We start from the raw sequence: 16,334 nt of genomic DNA, 5'->3' as shown, positions 1-16,334 counted from the left end.
AGGAAACCATGTTTGTAAAAAGCTTCGCAATCGCCCTCTCGCTCGTTCTGGCCGGCACCGGTATCGCGTCCGCACAGACCAAGAAGCAGACGCAGGCAGCGGCAGCAGCGGCGCCGGCCTCTCCGTCGCGCATTCAGCAATTCGACGCCTGGGGCGCCTATTCCTACCAGTCCGCCGGCGGCAAGGTCTGCTACGTTCTGTCCGTGCCGACCGCGAAGATGCCGGCAACGGGCATCGACCATGGTGACAATTTCTTCATCGTGTCGCAGCGCCCGGGCCAGAACATTTCCTATGAGCCGCAGGCGATGATGGGCTATCCCCTCAAGGACAACTCCAAGGTCAACGTCGTCATCGACAACAAGACCTTCGTGATGTTCACCAAGGACAAGGCTGCCTGGGTCGAGAACGCGGCGCAGGAGCCCGCGCTGGTGGCGGCTCTGAAGTCCGGCCATTCGCTGAAGGTTTCGGCGACATCGAAGAAGGGGACGGCGACCTCCTACACCTATTCGCTGAAGGGCGTCAGCGCCGCGTTGAAGCAGATCGAAAACTGCAAGTAAGATCGAGCGTCGAGAGATCACGGTAACGTGATCCTCCCGCCGCCGCGACCGCAAAGACGAGGCCGGCCGTATGGACCGGCCTTTCGCTTTTTGAGGGCCAGCCTGCGCTTTTGAGGGAAAGGGATGACGCGGGCGGAAATTAATGCTAAAGGCCGCGCCAACAGCAGGTGTGCGGCAGACAGCTTGTCCCGCCACCGCATGAATCTTCAGATTTCCGTGCCTTGCCCGCATCCGCAGCTTTCGTCAGCTTTTGCGGCATCGCCGATGTGAACCGTTGGAATGATCCTATGTCCGCCACCGATGTCATGACCCATCCCAAGCTCAAGCCGATGCCCGTGTCGCAGCCGGTCGAACTTTCGCCGAAGCCGTCGCTGATCGGCCTGACGCGCGAGGAAATGGGTGCCGCGCTCAAGGAAAAGGGCGTCCCCGACAAGCAGATCAAGATGCGTGTCAGCCAGCTCTGGAACTGGATCTATGTGCGCGGCGTCTCCGATTTCGATGCCATGGCGAATGTGTCGAAGGACATGCGCGAGATGCTGAAGACGCATTTCACCATCGCGCGTCCCGAAATCGTCGAGGAGCAGGTTTCCAACGACGGCACCCGCAAATGGCTGCTGCGGTTCCCGCCGCGCGGCGCCGGCCGGCCCGTCGAGATCGAGGCGGTCTACATTCCCGAAGAGGGGCGCGGCACGCTCTGCATTTCCAGCCAGGTCGGCTGTTCGCTCACCTGTTCCTTCTGTCATACCGGCACGCAGCGCCTGGTGCGCAACCTGACGGCGGAGGAAATCCTGTCGCAGCTGCTGTTGGCGCGCGATCGTCTCGGCGATTTCCCGGATCGCGAGGCTCCGCAGGGCACGATCATGCCGGCCGAGGGCCGCAAGGTCAGCAATATCGTCATGATGGGCATGGGCGAGCCGCTCTATAATTTCGACAGCGTCAAGACGGCGCTGCTGATCGCGTCGGACGGCGACGGCCTTTCTCTTTCGAAGCGTCGCATCACGCTTTCGACCTCGGGCGTCGTGCCGGAAATCTATCGCACAGGCGACGAGATCGGCGTCATGCTGGCAATCTCGTTGCATGCCGTGCGCGACGACCTGCGCGACATGCTTGTGCCGATCAACAAGAAGTATCCGCTGAAGGAGCTGATGGACGCCTGCCGCGCCTATCCGGGCCTGTCCAATGCGCGGCGCATCACCTTCGAATATGTGATGCTGAAGGGCGTCAACGACAGCCTGGAGGATGCGAAGGGGCTGATCCAGCTGCTGAAAGGCATCCCGGCCAAGATCAACCTGATCCCCTTCAACCCCTGGCCCGGCACCAACTATCAGTGTTCGGACTGGGAGCAGATCGAGAAGTTTGCCGATTTCATCAATTCGGCCGGCTATGCCTCCCCGATCCGCACGCCGCGCGGGCGCGACATTCTCGCCGCCTGCGGTCAGCTGAAGTCGGAGTCCGAGCGCATGCGCAAGACGGAGCGATTGGCGTTCGAAGCCATGATGATCGCCAATCACGGCGAGGATTGAGATCGATGCTCCTCGGACTGCGCAAGCCGATCAGGCTCCTTTGGGGCTATGTCGCCGCTTGCGCGCTGATGGGCTTCGTGCTGGCCTGCGTCGCCGCCTATACCCTGCCTGGGACCGGAGTGCCGGAGCTTTTGGCTCTGACCGTCGAGATGACCAAGGCGGCGATGATCGTCAGCATTCTGCCGTCTCTGGTCGTCATTCCGATCATGGAATGGCGCGGCGTCCGCCGTTGGTTCGGCTATGCGATCTACGGCGCCGCCCTGTCGACGGTGGCTTCCATCCTGATTTCAGGTGCCATGGAAAAGCCGCAGCCCCTCAATCTGATCACGATCGCGGTCTGCTTCGCCTTCCTGGGAGCGGCCTGCGCTACCGTCTACTGGTTGATTGCCGGCCGGCACCCTATCCTCAGCGAGCCTGAGTGAAGAAGATCTTTACCGCGAAAATCGAGAAGACGCTGGCAAAGGCGTAGTCGAGACCGCGCATGACGCCGCGGTTCCTCTGCAGCCAGGATGACAGGCCGTCGGCGGCAAGAACGACGATGACGTTCACCGGCATGCCGACCACGATGAAGAAGAAGCCGAGGAAGAGCAGTTTGTGGGTGACGGCGGGATCGCCTGCCGTGACGAACTGCGGCAGGAAGGTCATGAAGAAGATGATGACCTTGGGGTTCAGCAGGTTGACCCAGAAGCCGTTGGAGATGTTGGAGAGCGGCGTTCCGCTGACCGCATCGACCTTCTTGACCGACAGGCTGGAGCCGAAGCGGATCGCCTGGATCGCCAGCCACAGAAGATAGGCCGCACCCCCTGTCTTGAGTACCGTGAAGGCGACCGGCGAGGCCGTGATCAGCGCCGAAATGCCGAAGGCCACCAGGCAGGTGTGGACGACCACGCCGAGCGTGGTGCCGAGGACGACGAAGAGAGCGGCCTTCTTTCCCTGCGCCAGTGCGCGGCTGATCGACAGCGTCATGTCGGGACCGGGCGTCATCGCCAGTAACAGGCTTGCTGCCGAAAAGGCGAGAAGGGTCGGCAGGCTGGGTATGAAGTCCATGGGATGCTCCGAAAGCCGGATGGCGGGATGCGTGTTTTCTTATCCGGCTTTCGGGGGATTGCAAATCAATCCTTCTTTTCGAGGAAGGCCTTGAATTGATCGGCATAGTCGGGGTGCCAGCGCGACAGCGGCGGCCGGTTCTCGACGATATCGCCCGCCGCCCAGAGCATGCGGCGTTCGTCGGTCGGACGGGCCACGTCGTTGTCGGGGCAGAGGATGTAGAAATCGCCGCGTTCCAGGCTTTCCACCATGAACTCGACCGTCTGCTCCGGCGTCCAGGCGGCGGCCGGCTTTTCCTTGCGCTCGCCCTTGGTGAGGCCGGTGAAGACGAAGCCGGGAATGAGGAGGTGCGCCGATATCTTCCCGCCCGCAGTGTTGCGCAGCTCGTGCTGCAGCGCTTCGGTAAACACCTTCACGCCGGCTTTCGAGACATTGTAGGCCGGATTGCCCGGCGGCGTGGTGATGCCCTGCTTCGAGCCGGTATTGATGATAACGCCCGGTTCGCCATGCGCCAGCATTCCTGGCCCGAAGACCCGCGTGCCGTTGATGACGCCGAGCAGATTGACGCCGAGGATGGCGTCCCAGCCGGTCTGGGCGCTGAAGATCGAGGTTTCCGGGCCGATGCCGGCATTGTTCATCAGCACATGCACACGGCCGAAACGCTGCAGAACGGCGCGCTCCAGCGCTTCCAGAGCCTCCTTGCTGGCGACGTCGGTCTCGACGGCCAGGACGTGTTCCTCGCCTGTGATCGCCTTGAGCTCGGCCGCTGCTTGCGCCAGCCTGTCGCCGCCGAGATCGGCGATCGCGACGCTCATGCCGAGCGAGGCGAAATATTTCGCGGCTGCGAAGCCGATGCCGGATGCGCCTCCGGTGATAACGGCAACATTGGATTTCTTGAAAATGTCCTGAATATCGGTCAAAGGGGTGCCCTCCGAGGCATTGCTTGCTCGGCGCCGAATATGGTGCTTTCCGGAGGCGAGTCAAACCCGCGTCGAACCCGCGCGAGGCGCTATGCCGCGCTTCCCCTTGCGCCTCACGATAATCTCGCTAAAAGTTTCGCGACACAGGTTTGCGGGCCTCTCCTCTGGCTCGCTTTGAAACGGAACTCATCATGGCATCACATAAAGACGTGAAGAAAGTCGTTCTCGCCTATTCCGGCGGTCTCGACACCTCGATTATCCTGAAGTGGCTGCAGACGGAGCTGGGCGCTGAAGTCGTGACCTTCACCGCCGATCTCGGCCAGGGCGAAGAGCTGGAGCCGGCGCGCAAGAAGGCCGAGCTGCTCGGCATCAAGGAAATCTATATCGAGGATGTGCGCGAGGAATTCGTGCGCGATTTCGTCTTCCCGATGTTCCGTGCCAATGCCGTCTACGAAGGCGTCTACCTGCTCGGCACCTCGATCGCCCGTCCGCTGATCTCCAAGCACCTGATCGAGATCGCCAAGAAGACCGGCGCCGATGCCATCGCGCATGGCGCGACCGGCAAGGGCAACGACCAGGTTCGCTTCGAGCTGTCGGCCTATGCGCTGAACCCGGATATCAAGATCATCGCTCCGTGGCGCGACTGGTCGTTCAAGAGCCGCACCGACCTGCTCGAATTCGCCGAGAAGCACCAGATTCCGGTTGCCAAGGACAAGAAGGGCGAGGCGCCGTTCTCCGTCGATGCCAACCTGCTGCACTCCTCGTCCGAGGGCAAGGTTCTGGAGGATCCGTCGCAGGAGGCACCCGAATACGTGCACATGCGCACGATTTCCCCGGAAGCGGCTCCGGACAAGGCGACCGTCATCAAGGTCGGTTTCGAAAAGGGCGATGCCGTGTCGATCAACGGTGAGCGCCTGAGCCCGGCGACGCTGCTGGCAAAGCTCAACGAGTATGGCCGCGACAACGGTATCGGCCGCCTCGACCTCGTCGAGAACCGCTTCGTCGGCATGAAGTCGCGCGGTGTCTACGAGACCCCCGGCGGCACGATCCTGCTCGCAGCCCATCGCGCCATCGAATCCATCACGCTCGACCGCGGTGCGGCGCACCTCAAGGACGAGCTGATGCCGCGCTATGCCGAGCTGATCTATTACGGCTTCTGGTTCTCGCCGGAGCGCGAGATGCTGCAGGCCCTGATCGACAAGAGCCAGGAGCATGTCGAAGGCGAAGTGACGCTGAAGCTCTACAAGGGCAATGTCATGACGATCGGCCGCGAAAGCCCGAAGTCGCTTTACTCCGACAAGCTCGTCACCTTCGAGGACGACCAGGGCGCCTACGACCAGAAGGACGCAGCCGGCTTCATCAAGCTCAACGCGCTGCGCCTGCGCACGCTCGCCAAGCGTAATCTGTCGAAGTAAATCATATAACAGATACAGAAAAGCCCGCTTCCGGTCGCCGGAGGCGGGCTTTCTCTTTGTGAAAGGTGGTGGTCGGGTTAGTCGACCGGCCGCAGTTCGCGTTCGACTTCGGCAGGCGCTTCGGCCTTCTGCAGATTGCTGCGGAAGGCGCAGAGCGCGTCATGCAGTTGCACCTGCAGCTCCTTGTCGAAGCCCTGCGTCGCATTGCGCTCGACTTCGCAGACTTCCCTGTCGATCTGTTTCAACTTGGCGTCGGCGGATTCCGAGAGCACGATCCGCTTGGCGCGGCGGTCGAGCGGGTCCGGCTGGCGTTCGATCAGGCCCCGTGCCTGCAGCTTGTCCAGAAAGGCGCTGACGGTCATCGGCTCCAGCCCCATCCGGGAGGCGATGTCTAGCTGGCGGCTGCCATTGATGGCGGCGACCTGCATCAGTGTTCGGGCTTCACCCGCCGTCAGTCCGAGCCCCGCGACAAGAATGCGTCGCTCGAAGGCCGCTCTGATCAGTCGGGCGCAATCGCTTACAAGAAAAGCGAGCGAGTCCGTATTAATCCTGCTGTTCATAAGCGCTTCCCTACCTACGCTCTTTAATTTTTGGGGCCCCGCTACGTTCTTATTGTTTTCGTTCCCCGAACACAACGGCTTCTTCAGACTTAAAATGAACTGCGGCTTGACCGGATTCCGCAGATTGCTACTCTCACGCGATTACCAGCGGGAACATCCATCATGACGCAATCGCTTGTTGTCGGCGCCTTTCTTGCCGCGCTTTTTTATGTGCTCATTCCGGGGCCCGCTTTCCTGGCTCTCCTCGGCATCGGAGCGGGGCAGGGGCGCAAGGCCGGCGCGCTCTTCGTCAGCGGTCACCTGCTGGGCGATATCATCTGGTCCACGCTTGCTTTGGTCGCCATCGTCGGCGCCAAGACCATCGGCACCTTCGTCTTCGACCTGCTGGGATTGCTGTGCGGCTTCTATCTTGCCTGGATCGGCTGGAACGCGGTGACGGCCAAGCCGAAGGGTGACGGCAAATCGCTCGTCAATGTCGACCGTCCCTTCCGTCGCGGCCTGATCTTCGGCGTCACCAATCCCAAGGGATATCCCGTTGCGCTGGCGACCTTCACGGCCCTCGTCGCAGGCTCTGCGAGCGCGCTGACCTTCAGCGCGCTGCCGTTGCTGCTCGTCGTCTCCTTCGTCGGCTTCATAACGGCGGACCTGATTCTCATCGGCATCATCGGAGCGGGCGCCGTGCGGCGGTTCTATCGCGCGCATGAACGGCTGATCGTGCGCTGTTCCGGCGTGCTCTTCATGGGCTTTGCCGCGCAGGCGCTCTGGCATGCTACGCCCGGCCTGCTCGGCTGGCGCAAGGCCTGATCGTCCTCCTCCAATTTGTTCGCTCGCCGCCATACCAATTCGGCGGGGGTCGCCTTATATCGTGCTTCGATCAGATGTCTGTCGAAAGGATGCCCCGCATGTCTTCCCTTACCGCCGTCAATCCTGCGCTCGTCGAATGGACCGGACATCAGGGGCTGCCGCGTTTCGATGCCGTGAAGGATACGGATTTTGCCGCCGCCTTCGACGCGGCGCTTGCCTCGCACGAGGCGGAGATCGACGCGATTGCCGGTGACGGCGAGCCGCCGACCTTCGCCAATACGGTGATCGCGCTCGAAATCGCCGGCGACGAGCTGTCGCGTATTTCGGCGCTGTTCTGGAACAAGGCCGGCGCGCATACGAACGAGACGATCCAGGCGCTGGAGCGCGAGATTGCGCCGAAGATGGCGCGGCATTATTCGAAGATCGGCACGAATGCGGCTCTTTTTGCCCGCCTCGACGCCCTCTGGGAGGGGCGTGACGCTCTCGGGCTGACGGTGGAAGAAACCCGTGTGCTGGAGCGGCACTGGAAAGGTTTCGTCAAATCGGGCGCGAAATTGCCGAAGGCCGAGCAGGAGCGCCTGTCGACGATCAACGAGACGCTTGCGGGTCTTGGCGCGCATTTCGGCCAGAACGTGCTTGCCGATGAAAAGGGCTGGGTGCTTCTGCTGTCGGAAGAAGCCGATCTCGCCGGCCTGCCGGACTATCTGCGCGAGGCGATGGCGTCGGCCGCGCGTGAGCGCGGCGAGGACGGCAAGTACGCGGTCACGCTGTCGCGCTCGATCATCGAACCCTTCCTGACCTCCTCCGAGCGCCGCGACCTGCGCGAGCAGGCCTTCAACGCATGGGTGGCGCGCGGCGCCAATGGCGGCAAAACCGACAACCGCGAGATCATCCGCGAGACGCTGGCGCTGCGGGCGGAGAAGGCGAAGCTGCTCGGCTATGCCAATTTCGCCGAACTGAAGCTCGACAACACCATGGCGAAGACGCCGGAAGCGGTGAACGATCTGCTCATGGCCGTGTGGTCGAAGGCGGCGGCTCGTGCCGGCGAGGAGGAAAAGGATATTGCCGCGCTGATCGCCGAGGAAGGCCGCAATCACGAGGTCATGCCCTGGGACTGGCGGCACTATGCCGAGAAGATCCGGACGCGGAAGTTCGATTTCTCCGAAACGGAGCTGAAGCCCTATCTGCAGCTCGAAAAGATCATCGCCGCCTGCTTCGATGTCGCCGGCCGCCTTTTCGGCATCAAGGCTGTCGAGCAGAAGGGCATCCCCGCCTATCATCCCGACGTGCGTGTCTTCGAGATCCGTGACCGCTCGGACAAGTTGGTCGCGCTGTTCCTCGGCGATTATTTCGCCCGCAGCTCGAAGCGCTCCGGGGCCTGGATGAGCTCGTTCCAGTCGCAGCACAAGCTGCCGCTGAAGAACGGCGAGGTCGGCGAGCTGCCGATCATCTACAATGTCTGCAACTTCGCCAAGCCTGCGGAAGGCCGGCCGGCGCTGCTGTCGCTCGACGACGCGCGCACGCTGTTCCACGAATTCGGTCATGCGTTGCATGGAATGCTGTCGAACGTCACCTACCCATCCGTTTCGGGCACGGGCGTTTCCCGCGATTTCGTCGAGCTGCCGTCGCAGCTCTACGAGCACTGGCTGACCGTACCCGCGATCCTCAAGCAATATGCCGTCCACTACGAGACCGGCGCGCCGATCCCGCAGGCGCTGCTCGACAAGGTTCTGGCAGCCCGCACCTTCAATGCCGGCTTCAACACCGTCGAGTTCACCTCGTCGGCCTTGGTCGACATGGCGTTTCATACCCGCGGCGCAGTCGAGGATCCGATGGCGGTGCAGGGCGAAGTGCTGGCGGGGATCGGCATGCCGAAATCGATCGTCATGCGCCATGCGACGCCGCACTTCCAGCATGTGTTTTCCGGCGACGGCTATTCGGCCGGCTACTATTCCTACATGTGGTCGGAGGTACTCGATGCCGATGCCTTCGCCGCCTTCGAGGAAACCGGCGATGCCTTCAATCCGGAGATGGCCGCAAAATTGAAGGCCAACATCTATTCGGTCGGCGGGTCGATCGACCCGGAGGACGCCTACAAGGCTTTCCGCGGCAAGCTGCCGAGCCCGGATGCGATGCTGAAGAAGAAGGGGCTGGCGGCCTGATTTAACGGCCGGACACGAATTCTCGCGATGGAGGATGCTCTAACTAGCCCTGCCGCCCGTTCTTAGCCTCGGGCCAAAGCTGCACGAGATAGCGGTCGTCCCCATCGAGCCCGTCTTCGCTAAGGGTATCGAGGCCGAACATGCTCACGCGCACGCCGAGCGGCCCCACTTTCACTGGAAGTCGGGGAGCGTCGGGCTCGTAATCGGTCAATCCGGCTAATACGAGCTGGCCTGAAGGGCAGTCGAACCCGGCTTCGACCACATACTTTTGGGCGTCGAGCTCAGGAGTTGGGCACTGATCGTGCCACTCCACGCTGACTGGCACCATCATGTTGCGCGCCGTATGGAAGATGATTGCATAGGGTCCGACGGTAAGGCGGCGTGCCAGCGTCTCGTCCGTATAATTATCCGGCAGATCGGGGTGGGTTTCGTCGCGCAGATATATCTGGAAGTAGTCAGCAAAAAGATCGCCTTGATAGAGAATTCTAAACATATGTGCCTCTGTGGGGTGGCAGTTGTTTTGAGCGCCGTGAAATTGGCATGTCAGTGATCTTGAGATCTGCTTACCGCCGATTTGTGTGCCCGGACCGATTTTGCCCTGTAAATCAGGATTTGCGCGAGAGCAGCGCCAACAGCTCGGTCAGTTGATCGGCTTGAACATCATCGAGCTTGTCGCCGAGGTGACGTTGAAGGGCCGAGGCATAGGCGGTCCACATGCGGTCCCGCATGGCGCTGCCCGCCTCGCGGATAACCACCCAACGGCCCCGGCCATCCTCTGAAAACACTTCGCGGCGGACAAGGCCTGCCTTTTCCATCCGGTCGAGCAGGCGGGACAGGTTATGCTGGGCAAGTAGCGTCCGCTCCTCGATTTCGTAGGGTCGCAGTCTGCCGCCGGTGGCCCGCACCAGCTCCAGCAGCACGTCATACCAGCCGAGCGGCGGCAGCCCGGCTGCTTTCAAGTCTTGCTCGATTGCAGCCAGGACGATCTGTTGTGTCCGCATGAGGCCTATCCACGCGCGGGTGACGGCGGGCGAGGGCTGCGGGGTCTTGGTATCTGAACAATCGGACATGGATGCAATTACATCTATATTGACCATGCTGGCAAGTGCGCATATAGATGCAAATGCATCTATATTGAGCGAAGGCTCCAGGAGATTTGATCATGCCCGACGCCAAGCTGACCCTCATCAGCCATCACCTTTGCCCCTACGTCCAGCGAGCCGCAATCACGCTTGCCGAAAAGGGTGCGCCATTCGATTTCCGCTATGTCGATCTGTCGGCCAAGCCCGACTGGTTTCTAGCCATTTCCCCGCTCGGCAAGGTGCCGCTCTTGATCGTGCGGGAAGACGGTGGAGCGGAAACGGTCCTGTTCGAGAGTGCCGTGATCTGCGAATATCTCGAGGAAACCCAGTCCGGCGCAAAGCTCCATCCGGCCGATCCACTGATCCGTGCCCAGCATCGCGGCTGGATGGAATTCGGCTCTTCCATCCTTTCGGACCTGTGGGGATTCGAGACCGCCAAGGCTGAGGAAATCTACGAGATCAAGCGGAAAGCGCTGGCCGAAAAGTTCGCTCGCGTCGAGACAGAGTTGAAGGATGGTCCCTTTTTCTCGGGCGAGGCGTTCAGCCTGGTCGATGCGGTCTTTGCGCCGATCTTTCGTTATTTTGACGTGTTCGACACCATAACACCGACCGGCGTCTTCGACCGGCTACCGCGTGTCATGGCGTGGCGCAAGGAATTGGCTTTGCGGCAAAGCGTGCGGGACGCGGTGACGCACGACTATGCGGATCGTCTCAAGGTTTTCCTGGTCAATCATGACGCTTGGCTGCTGAAGCGCGCCGCTTGACGGATGGCGTGGTCCTAAAGAAGGCGGGCGCAGCCTTTGATGTTGGCGGCAGGGAGAACGGAGAACCCTCACTATAATTGCGAGGTTGATGCGCTCGTGAGGCACGAAAAGCTGGCTTTCGGCTGCTTTCTTGCCTCCCCCCTTTCGCATTCGCGAAAAAAAGGGTATGAGCGCGCCAAACGTAATTGGCCTGTTTGCTTTATACAGCGCCCCAGCCTCAGAGATTAAGACATATGGCACTTCGCAACATCGCGATTATCGCGCACGTTGACCATGGGAAAACCACCCTCGTCGACGAGCTCCTGAAGCAGTCCGGCTCCTTCCGCGAGAACCAGCGCGTTGCTGAGCGCGTCATGGATTCCAACGATCTGGAAAAGGAACGCGGCATCACCATTCTCGCCAAGGCGACCTCGGTCGTCTGGAAGGATACCCGCATCAACATCGTCGATACCCCCGGCCACGCCGACTTCGGCGGCGAAGTCGAGCGTATCCTGTCGATGGTGGATGGCGCGATCGTTCTCGTCGATGCCGCCGAAGGCCCGATGCCGCAGACCAAGTTCGTCGTCGGCAAGGCTCTCAAGGTTGGCCTGCGCCCGATCGTTGCGATCAACAAGATCGACCGTCCGGACGCCCGCGCCGACGAAGTCATCAACGAAGTCTTCGATCTCTTCGCCAATCTCGACGCGACCGACGAACAGCTCGACTTCCCGATCCTCTACGGTTCCGGCCGTAACGGCTGGATGAACTATTCGCCCGAAGGTCCGAAGGACGAAGGCCTCGGCCCGCTTCTCGATCTCGTCGTCAAGCACGTTCCGGAGCCGACCGTCGGCGAAGGCCCGTTCCGCATGATCGGCACGATCCTGGAAGCTAATCCCTTCCTCGGCCGCATCATCACCGGCCGCATCCATTCCGGCTCGATCAAGCCGAACCAGGCCGTCAAGGTTCTGCACGCCGACGGCAACACGATCGAAACCGGCCGCATCTCCAAGATCCTCGCCTTCCGCGGCATCGAACGCCAGCCGATCGAAGAAGCGCAGGCTGGTGACATCGTCGCCATCGCCGGCCTTTCCAAGGGTACGGTTGCAGATACCTTCTGTGATCCGCAGGTCAGCGAGCCGCTGATCGCGCAGCCGATCGACCCGCCGACCGTCACCATGTCCTTCATCGTCAACGACAGCCCCTATGCCGGCACCGAAGGCGACAAGGTCACCTCGCGCGTCATCCGCGACCGCCTGTTCAAGGAAGCCGAAGGCAACGTCGCGCTGAAGATCGAGGAAGCCGAAGGCAAGGACTCGTTCTATGTCTCCGGCCGCGGCGAATTGCAGCTCGCCGTTCTGATCGAAACCATGCGTCGCGAAGGCTTCGAGCTTGCCGTGTCGCGTCCGCGCGTCGTCATGCACAAGGACGAGAGCGGCCAGCTTCTCGAGCCGATCGAAGAAGTCGTCATCGACGTCGATGAAGAGCATTCCGGTATCGTCGTCCAGAAGATGTCCGAGCGTAAGGCCGAAATGGCCGAGCTGCGTCCTTCGGGCGGCAATCGCGTCCGACTCGTGTTCTGGGCGCCGACCCGCGGCCTCATCGGTTACCAGTCGGAACTTCTGACCGATACGCGCGGCACCGCCGTCATGAACCGCCTGTTCCACGACTACCAGCCCTACAAGGGCGAGATCGGCGGACGCGTCAACGGCGTTCTGCTCGCCAACGAAGCCGGCGAAGCCGTCGCCTATGCCCTGTTCAACCTGGAAGACCGCGGTCCGATGATCATCGATGCCGGCGAGAAGGTCTATGCCGGCATGATCATCGGCATCCACACCCGCGACAACGACCTCGAAGTCAACGTGCTGAAGGGCAAGAAGCTCACCAACATCCGCGCCGCCGGCAAGGATGAAGCCGTGAAGCTGACGCCGCCGATCCGCATGACGCTCGACCGCGCGCTCTCCTGGATCCAGGACGACGAGCTGGTGGAAGTTACGCCGAAGTCGATTCGCCTGCGCAAGATGTATCTCGATCCGAACGAGCGCAAGCGCTTCGAGAAGGCCCGCCTGGCCTGATCGCGTATCGTCCAGAACCACTCGACCCCGGCCATCGTGCCGGGGTTTTTATTTGTGTGTTCGGTTTTTGAGCCCTTGTCCTAAAGGTTAAAAAGTCGTTAATTTTTATTAATGATCCACGGATAAAGCCTGTGGGCAAGTTCGCCATCTTTATGAATGAGGATGGTTAATTCGCGTTGGCGAGACCAGAGTAGACGTTATGAAGACGTTGTCGATTGATGTTCGGCGGGCAGAACCCCATGATGCCCGAGCCATTTCGGAGGTGCACCGCCAGTCGTGGCAGTACACCTATGCCGGCATCATTCCGCATCGCGCGCTCGGCCAGATGATCGAGCGTCGCGGCGAATCCTGGTGGCGCAAGGCGACCAGCGGCCCGGCCACGCTGTTGGTTCTGGATGTCGCCGGTGAAATTGCCGGCTATGCCACGCTGGGGCTCAATCGTGCCCGCGCGCTCCCTCAGGAAGGCGAGATCTACGAACTCTATCTGCGCCCGCAATATCAGGGCCTCGGCCTGGGGCGCATGCTCTTCGGCGAGGCGCGCCGGCTGCTGAAGTCTCTCGGCTGCAAGGGACTGGTCGTGTGGTGCCTCGAGGAAAATGAAAATGCCTACCGCTTCTATCGCGGGCAGGGCGGTGCGGATTTCTGCGAAGGCATCGAAACTTTCGACCACAGGCAGCTCAGGAAGATCGGTTTCGTCTGGCCGTGAGCGGCGCTGTGGCACTTTGAACCCGCTGCATAATTCCTTAAACCGAGTCGGATTTAAGGAATTATGCAGTAAATCCGCCTCTTTCCCGATGCGTTGTTGCGTTGCCGCATGAATCCGATTATTTGGCTGGCGGCAACCATCCTATTTAGGGGACAAGCATGCGTATCGACGCGATTTCCATTGGCAAGAACCCGCCCGAAGATGTCAACGTCATCGTTGAAGTGCCGGTCGGCGGTCATCCGATCAAGTACGAAATGGACAAGGAGGCCGGCACGCTGGTCGTCGACCGTTTCCTCTACACGCCGATGACCTATCCGGGCAATTACGGCTTCGTTCCGCACACGCTCTCCGACGACGGCGACCCGATCGACGTGCTGATCGCCAACACCCGTCCGCTGGTGCCGGGCTGCGTCATCAATGTTCGCCCGATCGGCGTGCTGATGATGGAAGACAATTCCGGCAAGGACGAGAAGATCATCGCCGTTCCCGCGCCGAAGCTGACGATGCGCTATGACAAGGTCAAGGAATATACCGACCTGCCCGAGATCACGCTGAAGCAGATCGAGCACTTCTTCGAGCACTACAAGGATCTGGAGCCCGGCAAGTGGGTCAAGATCTTCGGCTGGAAGGGTTCGAAGGAAGCCGGCGAACTCATTCTCGAAGCGATCGAGCGCGCCAAGAAGGCCTGATCATCGGCCTTCGGTTACGGCGCAAAGCCTCCTTATCAAATCCTCCGGTTCGCCCTCGATCCGGAGGATTTTTTTGCGCGCCGTGTCGCCGCTCAGCAGGGCAAGCGAGGATTTCGGGATGCCGAGGCTCTTTGCCAGCAATACGATCAGCGCCTTGTTGGCCTTGCCCTTTTCGGGTGCTGCCGAAACACGCGCCTTCAAATAGGATTCGCCGTCGCTGCCGGTTTCCAGCCCGTCGATCGCGTCACGCCCGCCATTGGGCGTGAGCCGCACGGAAAGCCGCAGGTGATCCGGAAAAGCCTGCCAGGGCTTGCTCACCGCAGGAACATGGGGACGATCGAATTCCACATGAGCGAGCGGATGAAGAAGATGATCAGCAGCAGGATGACCGGCGAGATATCGATGCCGCCGAGATCGGGCAGGATGCGCCGGATCGGGCGCAGGGCCGGCTCCGTGACCGCATAGAGGAAATTACCGACGGAACTGACGAACTGATTGCTCGAATTGATGACGTTGAACGCATAGAGCCAGGAAAAGATGGCGCTGCCGATCAGTATCCAGGTATAAAGATTCAAAGCCAGATCAATGGTTTGAAATAAGGCGAGCATGTCCGTCTCCATTTCGCGGTTGACAGACATGTAGACATTGGCGACTAAACGAGCAAGTCCCATGCTCCGAAGCATGTTGAATCATGTTTAAAAGGCCGGTGCGTGCGTTTGTGTCGCCTGCCGCGCCGGAAAGTCTCGCCCCATGTCGTTCGCTGCCAGCGGAGACCGGTTTGCCGCCTTCAGGCATATCCCCTATACCTATTTCTTCTTCGCGCGGTTTTTGACGGGCTTTGCGACCCAGATCGTCAGTGTCTCGGTTGGCTGGCAAATGTACGATCACACCGGAAATCCGGTGTATCTCGGGCTGATCGGGCTGGTGCAATTCCTTCCCTCCCTGCTGCTGATCCTGGTTACCGGCACGGTGGCCGACCGCTATAACAGGCGCAGGGTTGCCGCGGTCTGCATCTTCGTCGGCATGCTCTGTACGGCGGCACTGCTCTTCCTGACGGTGACCGGCACCTTTGCGCCCCTGCCGGTCTTTCTGATCCTTGCCGTTTTTGGCGTCGAGCGCGCCTTCATGACGCCGGCCATGCAGTCGCTTGCTCCCAATCTCATTCCGCCGCAGGATCTCTCGAATGCCGTGACCTGGAACTCCATGTCATGGGATGCGGCGGCTGTTCTCGGGCCTGTGGCCGGCGGCTTGCTCTATGGCGTGGGTGCCGGCGTGTCCTATACGGTCGCGGTGGTCTTCCTGACGGCCGGCTCGATCCTGACCTTTCTCATTCCGAAGCCGCAGCAGCGTGTCGCGCACCAATCGAAGAGCATGAACGAAATCCTGGCGGGCTTCCGTTTCATCTGGTCGGAGAAGGTGGTGCTCGGCGCCGTCTCGCTCGACCTCTTCGCCGTGCTGCTCGGCGGCGCGGTGGCGCTGATGCCGGTCTATGCGCGCGATATCCTGACGCTGGGGCCTTGGGGGCTTGGCCTGCTGCGCGCGGCACCGAGCTTCGGCGCGATCGCCATGGGCCTGTTTCTGGCGACCTATCCCATCCGGCATCGCGCCGGCCTCTATATGTTTGCCGGCGTCGCCATGTTCGGGGTGGGAACGCTGGTCTTCGGCATCTCCCATACGCCATGGCTGTCGATCGTTGCTCTCGCCCTCATGGGCGCATCGGACCTGATCTCGGTCTATGTGCGGGAAACGCTGATCACGCTCTGGACACCCGACCATGTTCGCGGCCGCGTCAATGCGGTCAACATGGTTTTCGTGGGCGCTTCGAACGAGCTCGGCGAATTCCGCGCCGGCACCATGGCCCATTATTTCGGCGCCGTGTCCGCCGTTGTCATTGGCGGTATCGGCACGCTTGCGGTCGCTGGCCTCTGGGCCGCAGGCTTCCCGCAGCTTCGCCGGATCGACAGCCTGAATGCGCCCGATCGCGAGGGCGAGCCGCAGACGGCTTAGAGCAATTCCAGCAAAAGTCCGCAGCGGCTTTCCGTCCGGAATTGCAT

At 61.1% G+C, this 16,334-nt stretch carries 18 protein-coding genes; 11 read left to right on the top strand and 7 right to left on the bottom strand.

What is annotated here, in order from left to right:
* The first annotated feature begins 8 nt into the window (after positions 1-8).
* From GR212_RS13490 to GR212_RS13480, 3 genes are all read left to right on the top strand, one after another.
* Positions 9-557, top strand: coding sequence for an invasion associated locus B family protein (locus GR212_RS13490; RefSeq protein ID WP_163987078.1), 549 nt, complete (start codon positions 9-11; stop codon positions 555-557).
* 305 nt (positions 558-862) lie between these two features.
* Positions 863-2,080 (top strand): 23S rRNA (adenine(2503)-C(2))-methyltransferase RlmN, encoded by a 1,218-nt coding sequence (rlmN, locus tag GR212_RS13485; RefSeq protein WP_432444368.1) that lies wholly within the window; start codon positions 863-865, stop codon positions 2,078-2,080.
* 5 nt (positions 2,081-2,085) lie between these two features.
* Positions 2,086-2,502 (top strand): hypothetical protein, encoded by a 417-nt coding sequence (locus tag GR212_RS13480; protein ID WP_163987076.1) that lies wholly within the window; start codon positions 2,086-2,088, stop codon positions 2,500-2,502.
* Here the strand turns inward: GR212_RS13480 and GR212_RS13475 are convergent.
* Both GR212_RS13475 and GR212_RS13470 read right to left on the bottom strand, forming a co-directional pair.
* Positions 2,486-3,127: a LysE family translocator gene (locus GR212_RS13475; RefSeq protein WP_163987075.1), complete on the bottom strand. Its 642-nt coding sequence runs from the start codon at positions 3,125-3,127 to the stop codon at positions 2,486-2,488. The genes GR212_RS13480 and GR212_RS13475 overlap by 17 nt on opposite strands.
* Before the next feature lie 65 nt (positions 3,128-3,192).
* Entirely contained in the window at positions 3,193-4,047 is an 855-nt protein-coding gene (locus GR212_RS13470; protein WP_163987074.1) for an SDR family NAD(P)-dependent oxidoreductase, read from the bottom strand.
* A gap of 191 nt (positions 4,048-4,238) precedes the next feature.
* Between GR212_RS13470 and GR212_RS13465 the strand changes: the two genes are divergently transcribed.
* Positions 4,239-5,462, top strand: coding sequence for an argininosuccinate synthase (locus GR212_RS13465; RefSeq protein WP_163987073.1), 1,224 nt, complete (start codon positions 4,239-4,241; stop codon positions 5,460-5,462).
* A 77-nt stretch (positions 5,463-5,539) separates the two neighbouring features.
* Here GR212_RS13465 and GR212_RS13460 read toward each other — a convergent pair whose 3' ends face one another.
* Positions 5,540-6,022: a MarR family winged helix-turn-helix transcriptional regulator gene (locus tag GR212_RS13460; RefSeq protein WP_163987072.1), complete on the bottom strand. Its 483-nt coding sequence runs from the start codon at positions 6,020-6,022 to the stop codon at positions 5,540-5,542.
* 162 nt (positions 6,023-6,184) lie between these two features.
* Between GR212_RS13460 and GR212_RS13455 the strand changes: the two genes are divergently transcribed.
* Together GR212_RS13455 and GR212_RS13450 are read left to right on the top strand one after the other, a co-directional pair.
* Positions 6,185-6,826: a LysE family translocator gene (locus GR212_RS13455; RefSeq protein ID WP_163987071.1), complete on the top strand. Its 642-nt coding sequence runs from the start codon at positions 6,185-6,187 to the stop codon at positions 6,824-6,826.
* 98 nt (positions 6,827-6,924) lie between these two features.
* Positions 6,925-8,988 (top strand): M3 family metallopeptidase, encoded by a 2,064-nt coding sequence (locus GR212_RS13450; protein WP_163987070.1) that lies wholly within the window; start codon positions 6,925-6,927, stop codon positions 8,986-8,988.
* A gap of 43 nt (positions 8,989-9,031) precedes the next feature.
* On the opposite strand, the gene GR212_RS13445 is transcribed toward GR212_RS13450, so the two are convergent.
* On the bottom strand, positions 9,032-9,481 hold the full coding sequence (locus GR212_RS13445; RefSeq protein WP_163987069.1) for a hypothetical protein: 450 nt from the start codon (positions 9,479-9,481) through the stop codon (positions 9,032-9,034).
* Between the two features lie 112 nt (positions 9,482-9,593).
* On the bottom strand, positions 9,594-10,058 hold the full coding sequence (locus GR212_RS13440) for a MarR family winged helix-turn-helix transcriptional regulator (RefSeq protein ID WP_163987362.1): 465 nt from the start codon (positions 10,056-10,058) through the stop codon (positions 9,594-9,596).
* 92 nt (positions 10,059-10,150) lie between these two features.
* On the opposite strand from GR212_RS13440, the gene GR212_RS13435 reads away from it, so the two are divergent.
* The 4 genes from GR212_RS13435 to ppa all read left to right on the top strand — a co-directional run bounded on the left by GR212_RS13435 (position 10,151) and on the right by ppa (position 14,280).
* Entirely contained in the window at positions 10,151-10,834 is a 684-nt protein-coding gene (locus GR212_RS13435; protein ID WP_163987068.1) for a glutathione S-transferase family protein, read from the top strand.
* A 233-nt stretch (positions 10,835-11,067) separates the two neighbouring features.
* On the top strand, positions 11,068-12,885 hold the full coding sequence (typA, locus tag GR212_RS13430; RefSeq protein WP_163987067.1) for a translational GTPase TypA: 1,818 nt from the start codon (positions 11,068-11,070) through the stop codon (positions 12,883-12,885).
* A gap of 199 nt (positions 12,886-13,084) precedes the next feature.
* Entirely contained in the window at positions 13,085-13,591 is a 507-nt protein-coding gene (locus tag GR212_RS13425) for a GNAT family N-acetyltransferase (protein WP_163987066.1), read from the top strand.
* A 158-nt stretch (positions 13,592-13,749) separates the two neighbouring features.
* Positions 13,750-14,280 (top strand): inorganic diphosphatase, encoded by a 531-nt coding sequence (ppa, locus tag GR212_RS13420; RefSeq protein ID WP_163987065.1) that lies wholly within the window; start codon positions 13,750-13,752, stop codon positions 14,278-14,280.
* On the opposite strand, the gene GR212_RS13415 is transcribed toward ppa, so the two are convergent.
* The gene (locus GR212_RS13415; protein WP_163987064.1) at positions 14,281-14,598 is read right to left on the bottom strand and encodes a DUF167 family protein; all 318 of its coding nucleotides are present in this window, start codon (positions 14,596-14,598) and stop codon (positions 14,281-14,283) included. It lies immediately after the preceding gene.
* Positions 14,595-14,918, bottom strand: a complete 324-nt coding sequence (locus tag GR212_RS13410; protein ID WP_163987063.1) for a YggT family protein — start codon at positions 14,916-14,918, stop codon at positions 14,595-14,597. The genes GR212_RS13415 and GR212_RS13410 overlap by 4 nt, the downstream gene beginning before the upstream one ends.
* A 112-nt stretch (positions 14,919-15,030) precedes the next feature.
* Here GR212_RS13410 and GR212_RS13405 point away from each other — a divergent pair, with 112 nt between their 5' ends.
* Positions 15,031-16,287, top strand: a complete 1,257-nt coding sequence (locus GR212_RS13405) for an MFS transporter (RefSeq protein ID WP_163987062.1) — start codon at positions 15,031-15,033, stop codon at positions 16,285-16,287.
* Positions 16,288-16,334 lie beyond the last annotated feature (47 nt).

The sequence above is a fragment of the Martinezella lusitana genome, from assembly GCF_010668395.1.
GTDB classification, from domain to species: Bacteria; Pseudomonadota; Alphaproteobacteria; order Rhizobiales; family Rhizobiaceae; genus Rhizobium; species Rhizobium lusitanum_A.
This window is presented reverse-complemented; position numbering and strand designations above follow the sequence as displayed.

What these genes read in the sequence shown, in the direction of transcription:
- GR212_RS13410 (WP_163987063.1), bottom strand. Translation starts at nt 14,918, where the DNA reads ATGTCTGTCAACCGCGAAATGGAGACGGACATGCTCGCCTTATTTCAA.
- GR212_RS13425 (WP_163987066.1), top strand. Translation starts at nt 13,085, where the DNA reads ATGAAGACGTTGTCGATTGATGTTCGGCGGGCAGAACCCCATGATGCC.
- GR212_RS13440 (WP_163987362.1), bottom strand. Translation starts at nt 10,058, where the DNA reads ATGTCCGATTGTTCAGATACCAAGACCCCGCAGCCCTCGCCCGCCGTC.
- GR212_RS13405 (WP_163987062.1), top strand. Translation starts at nt 15,031, where the DNA reads ATGTCGTTCGCTGCCAGCGGAGACCGGTTTGCCGCCTTCAGGCATATC.
- GR212_RS13490 (WP_163987078.1), top strand. Translation starts at nt 9, where the DNA reads ATGTTTGTAAAAAGCTTCGCAATCGCCCTCTCGCTCGTTCTGGCCGGC.
- GR212_RS13450 (WP_163987070.1), top strand. Translation starts at nt 6,925, where the DNA reads ATGTCTTCCCTTACCGCCGTCAATCCTGCGCTCGTCGAATGGACCGGA.
- GR212_RS13480 (WP_163987076.1), top strand. Translation starts at nt 2,086, where the DNA reads ATGCTCCTCGGACTGCGCAAGCCGATCAGGCTCCTTTGGGGCTATGTC.
- GR212_RS13465 (WP_163987073.1), top strand. Translation starts at nt 4,239, where the DNA reads ATGGCATCACATAAAGACGTGAAGAAAGTCGTTCTCGCCTATTCCGGC.
- typA (WP_163987067.1), top strand. Translation starts at nt 11,068, where the DNA reads ATGGCACTTCGCAACATCGCGATTATCGCGCACGTTGACCATGGGAAA.
- GR212_RS13455 (WP_163987071.1), top strand. Translation starts at nt 6,185, where the DNA reads ATGACGCAATCGCTTGTTGTCGGCGCCTTTCTTGCCGCGCTTTTTTAT.
- GR212_RS13445 (WP_163987069.1), bottom strand. Translation starts at nt 9,481, where the DNA reads ATGTTTAGAATTCTCTATCAAGGCGATCTTTTTGCTGACTACTTCCAG.
- rlmN (WP_432444368.1), top strand. Translation starts at nt 863, where the DNA reads ATGACCCATCCCAAGCTCAAGCCGATGCCCGTGTCGCAGCCGGTCGAA.
- GR212_RS13460 (WP_163987072.1), bottom strand. Translation starts at nt 6,022, where the DNA reads ATGAACAGCAGGATTAATACGGACTCGCTCGCTTTTCTTGTAAGCGAT.
- ppa (WP_163987065.1), top strand. Translation starts at nt 13,750, where the DNA reads ATGCGTATCGACGCGATTTCCATTGGCAAGAACCCGCCCGAAGATGTC.
- GR212_RS13435 (WP_163987068.1), top strand. Translation starts at nt 10,151, where the DNA reads ATGCCCGACGCCAAGCTGACCCTCATCAGCCATCACCTTTGCCCCTAC.
- GR212_RS13475 (WP_163987075.1), bottom strand. Translation starts at nt 3,127, where the DNA reads ATGGACTTCATACCCAGCCTGCCGACCCTTCTCGCCTTTTCGGCAGCA.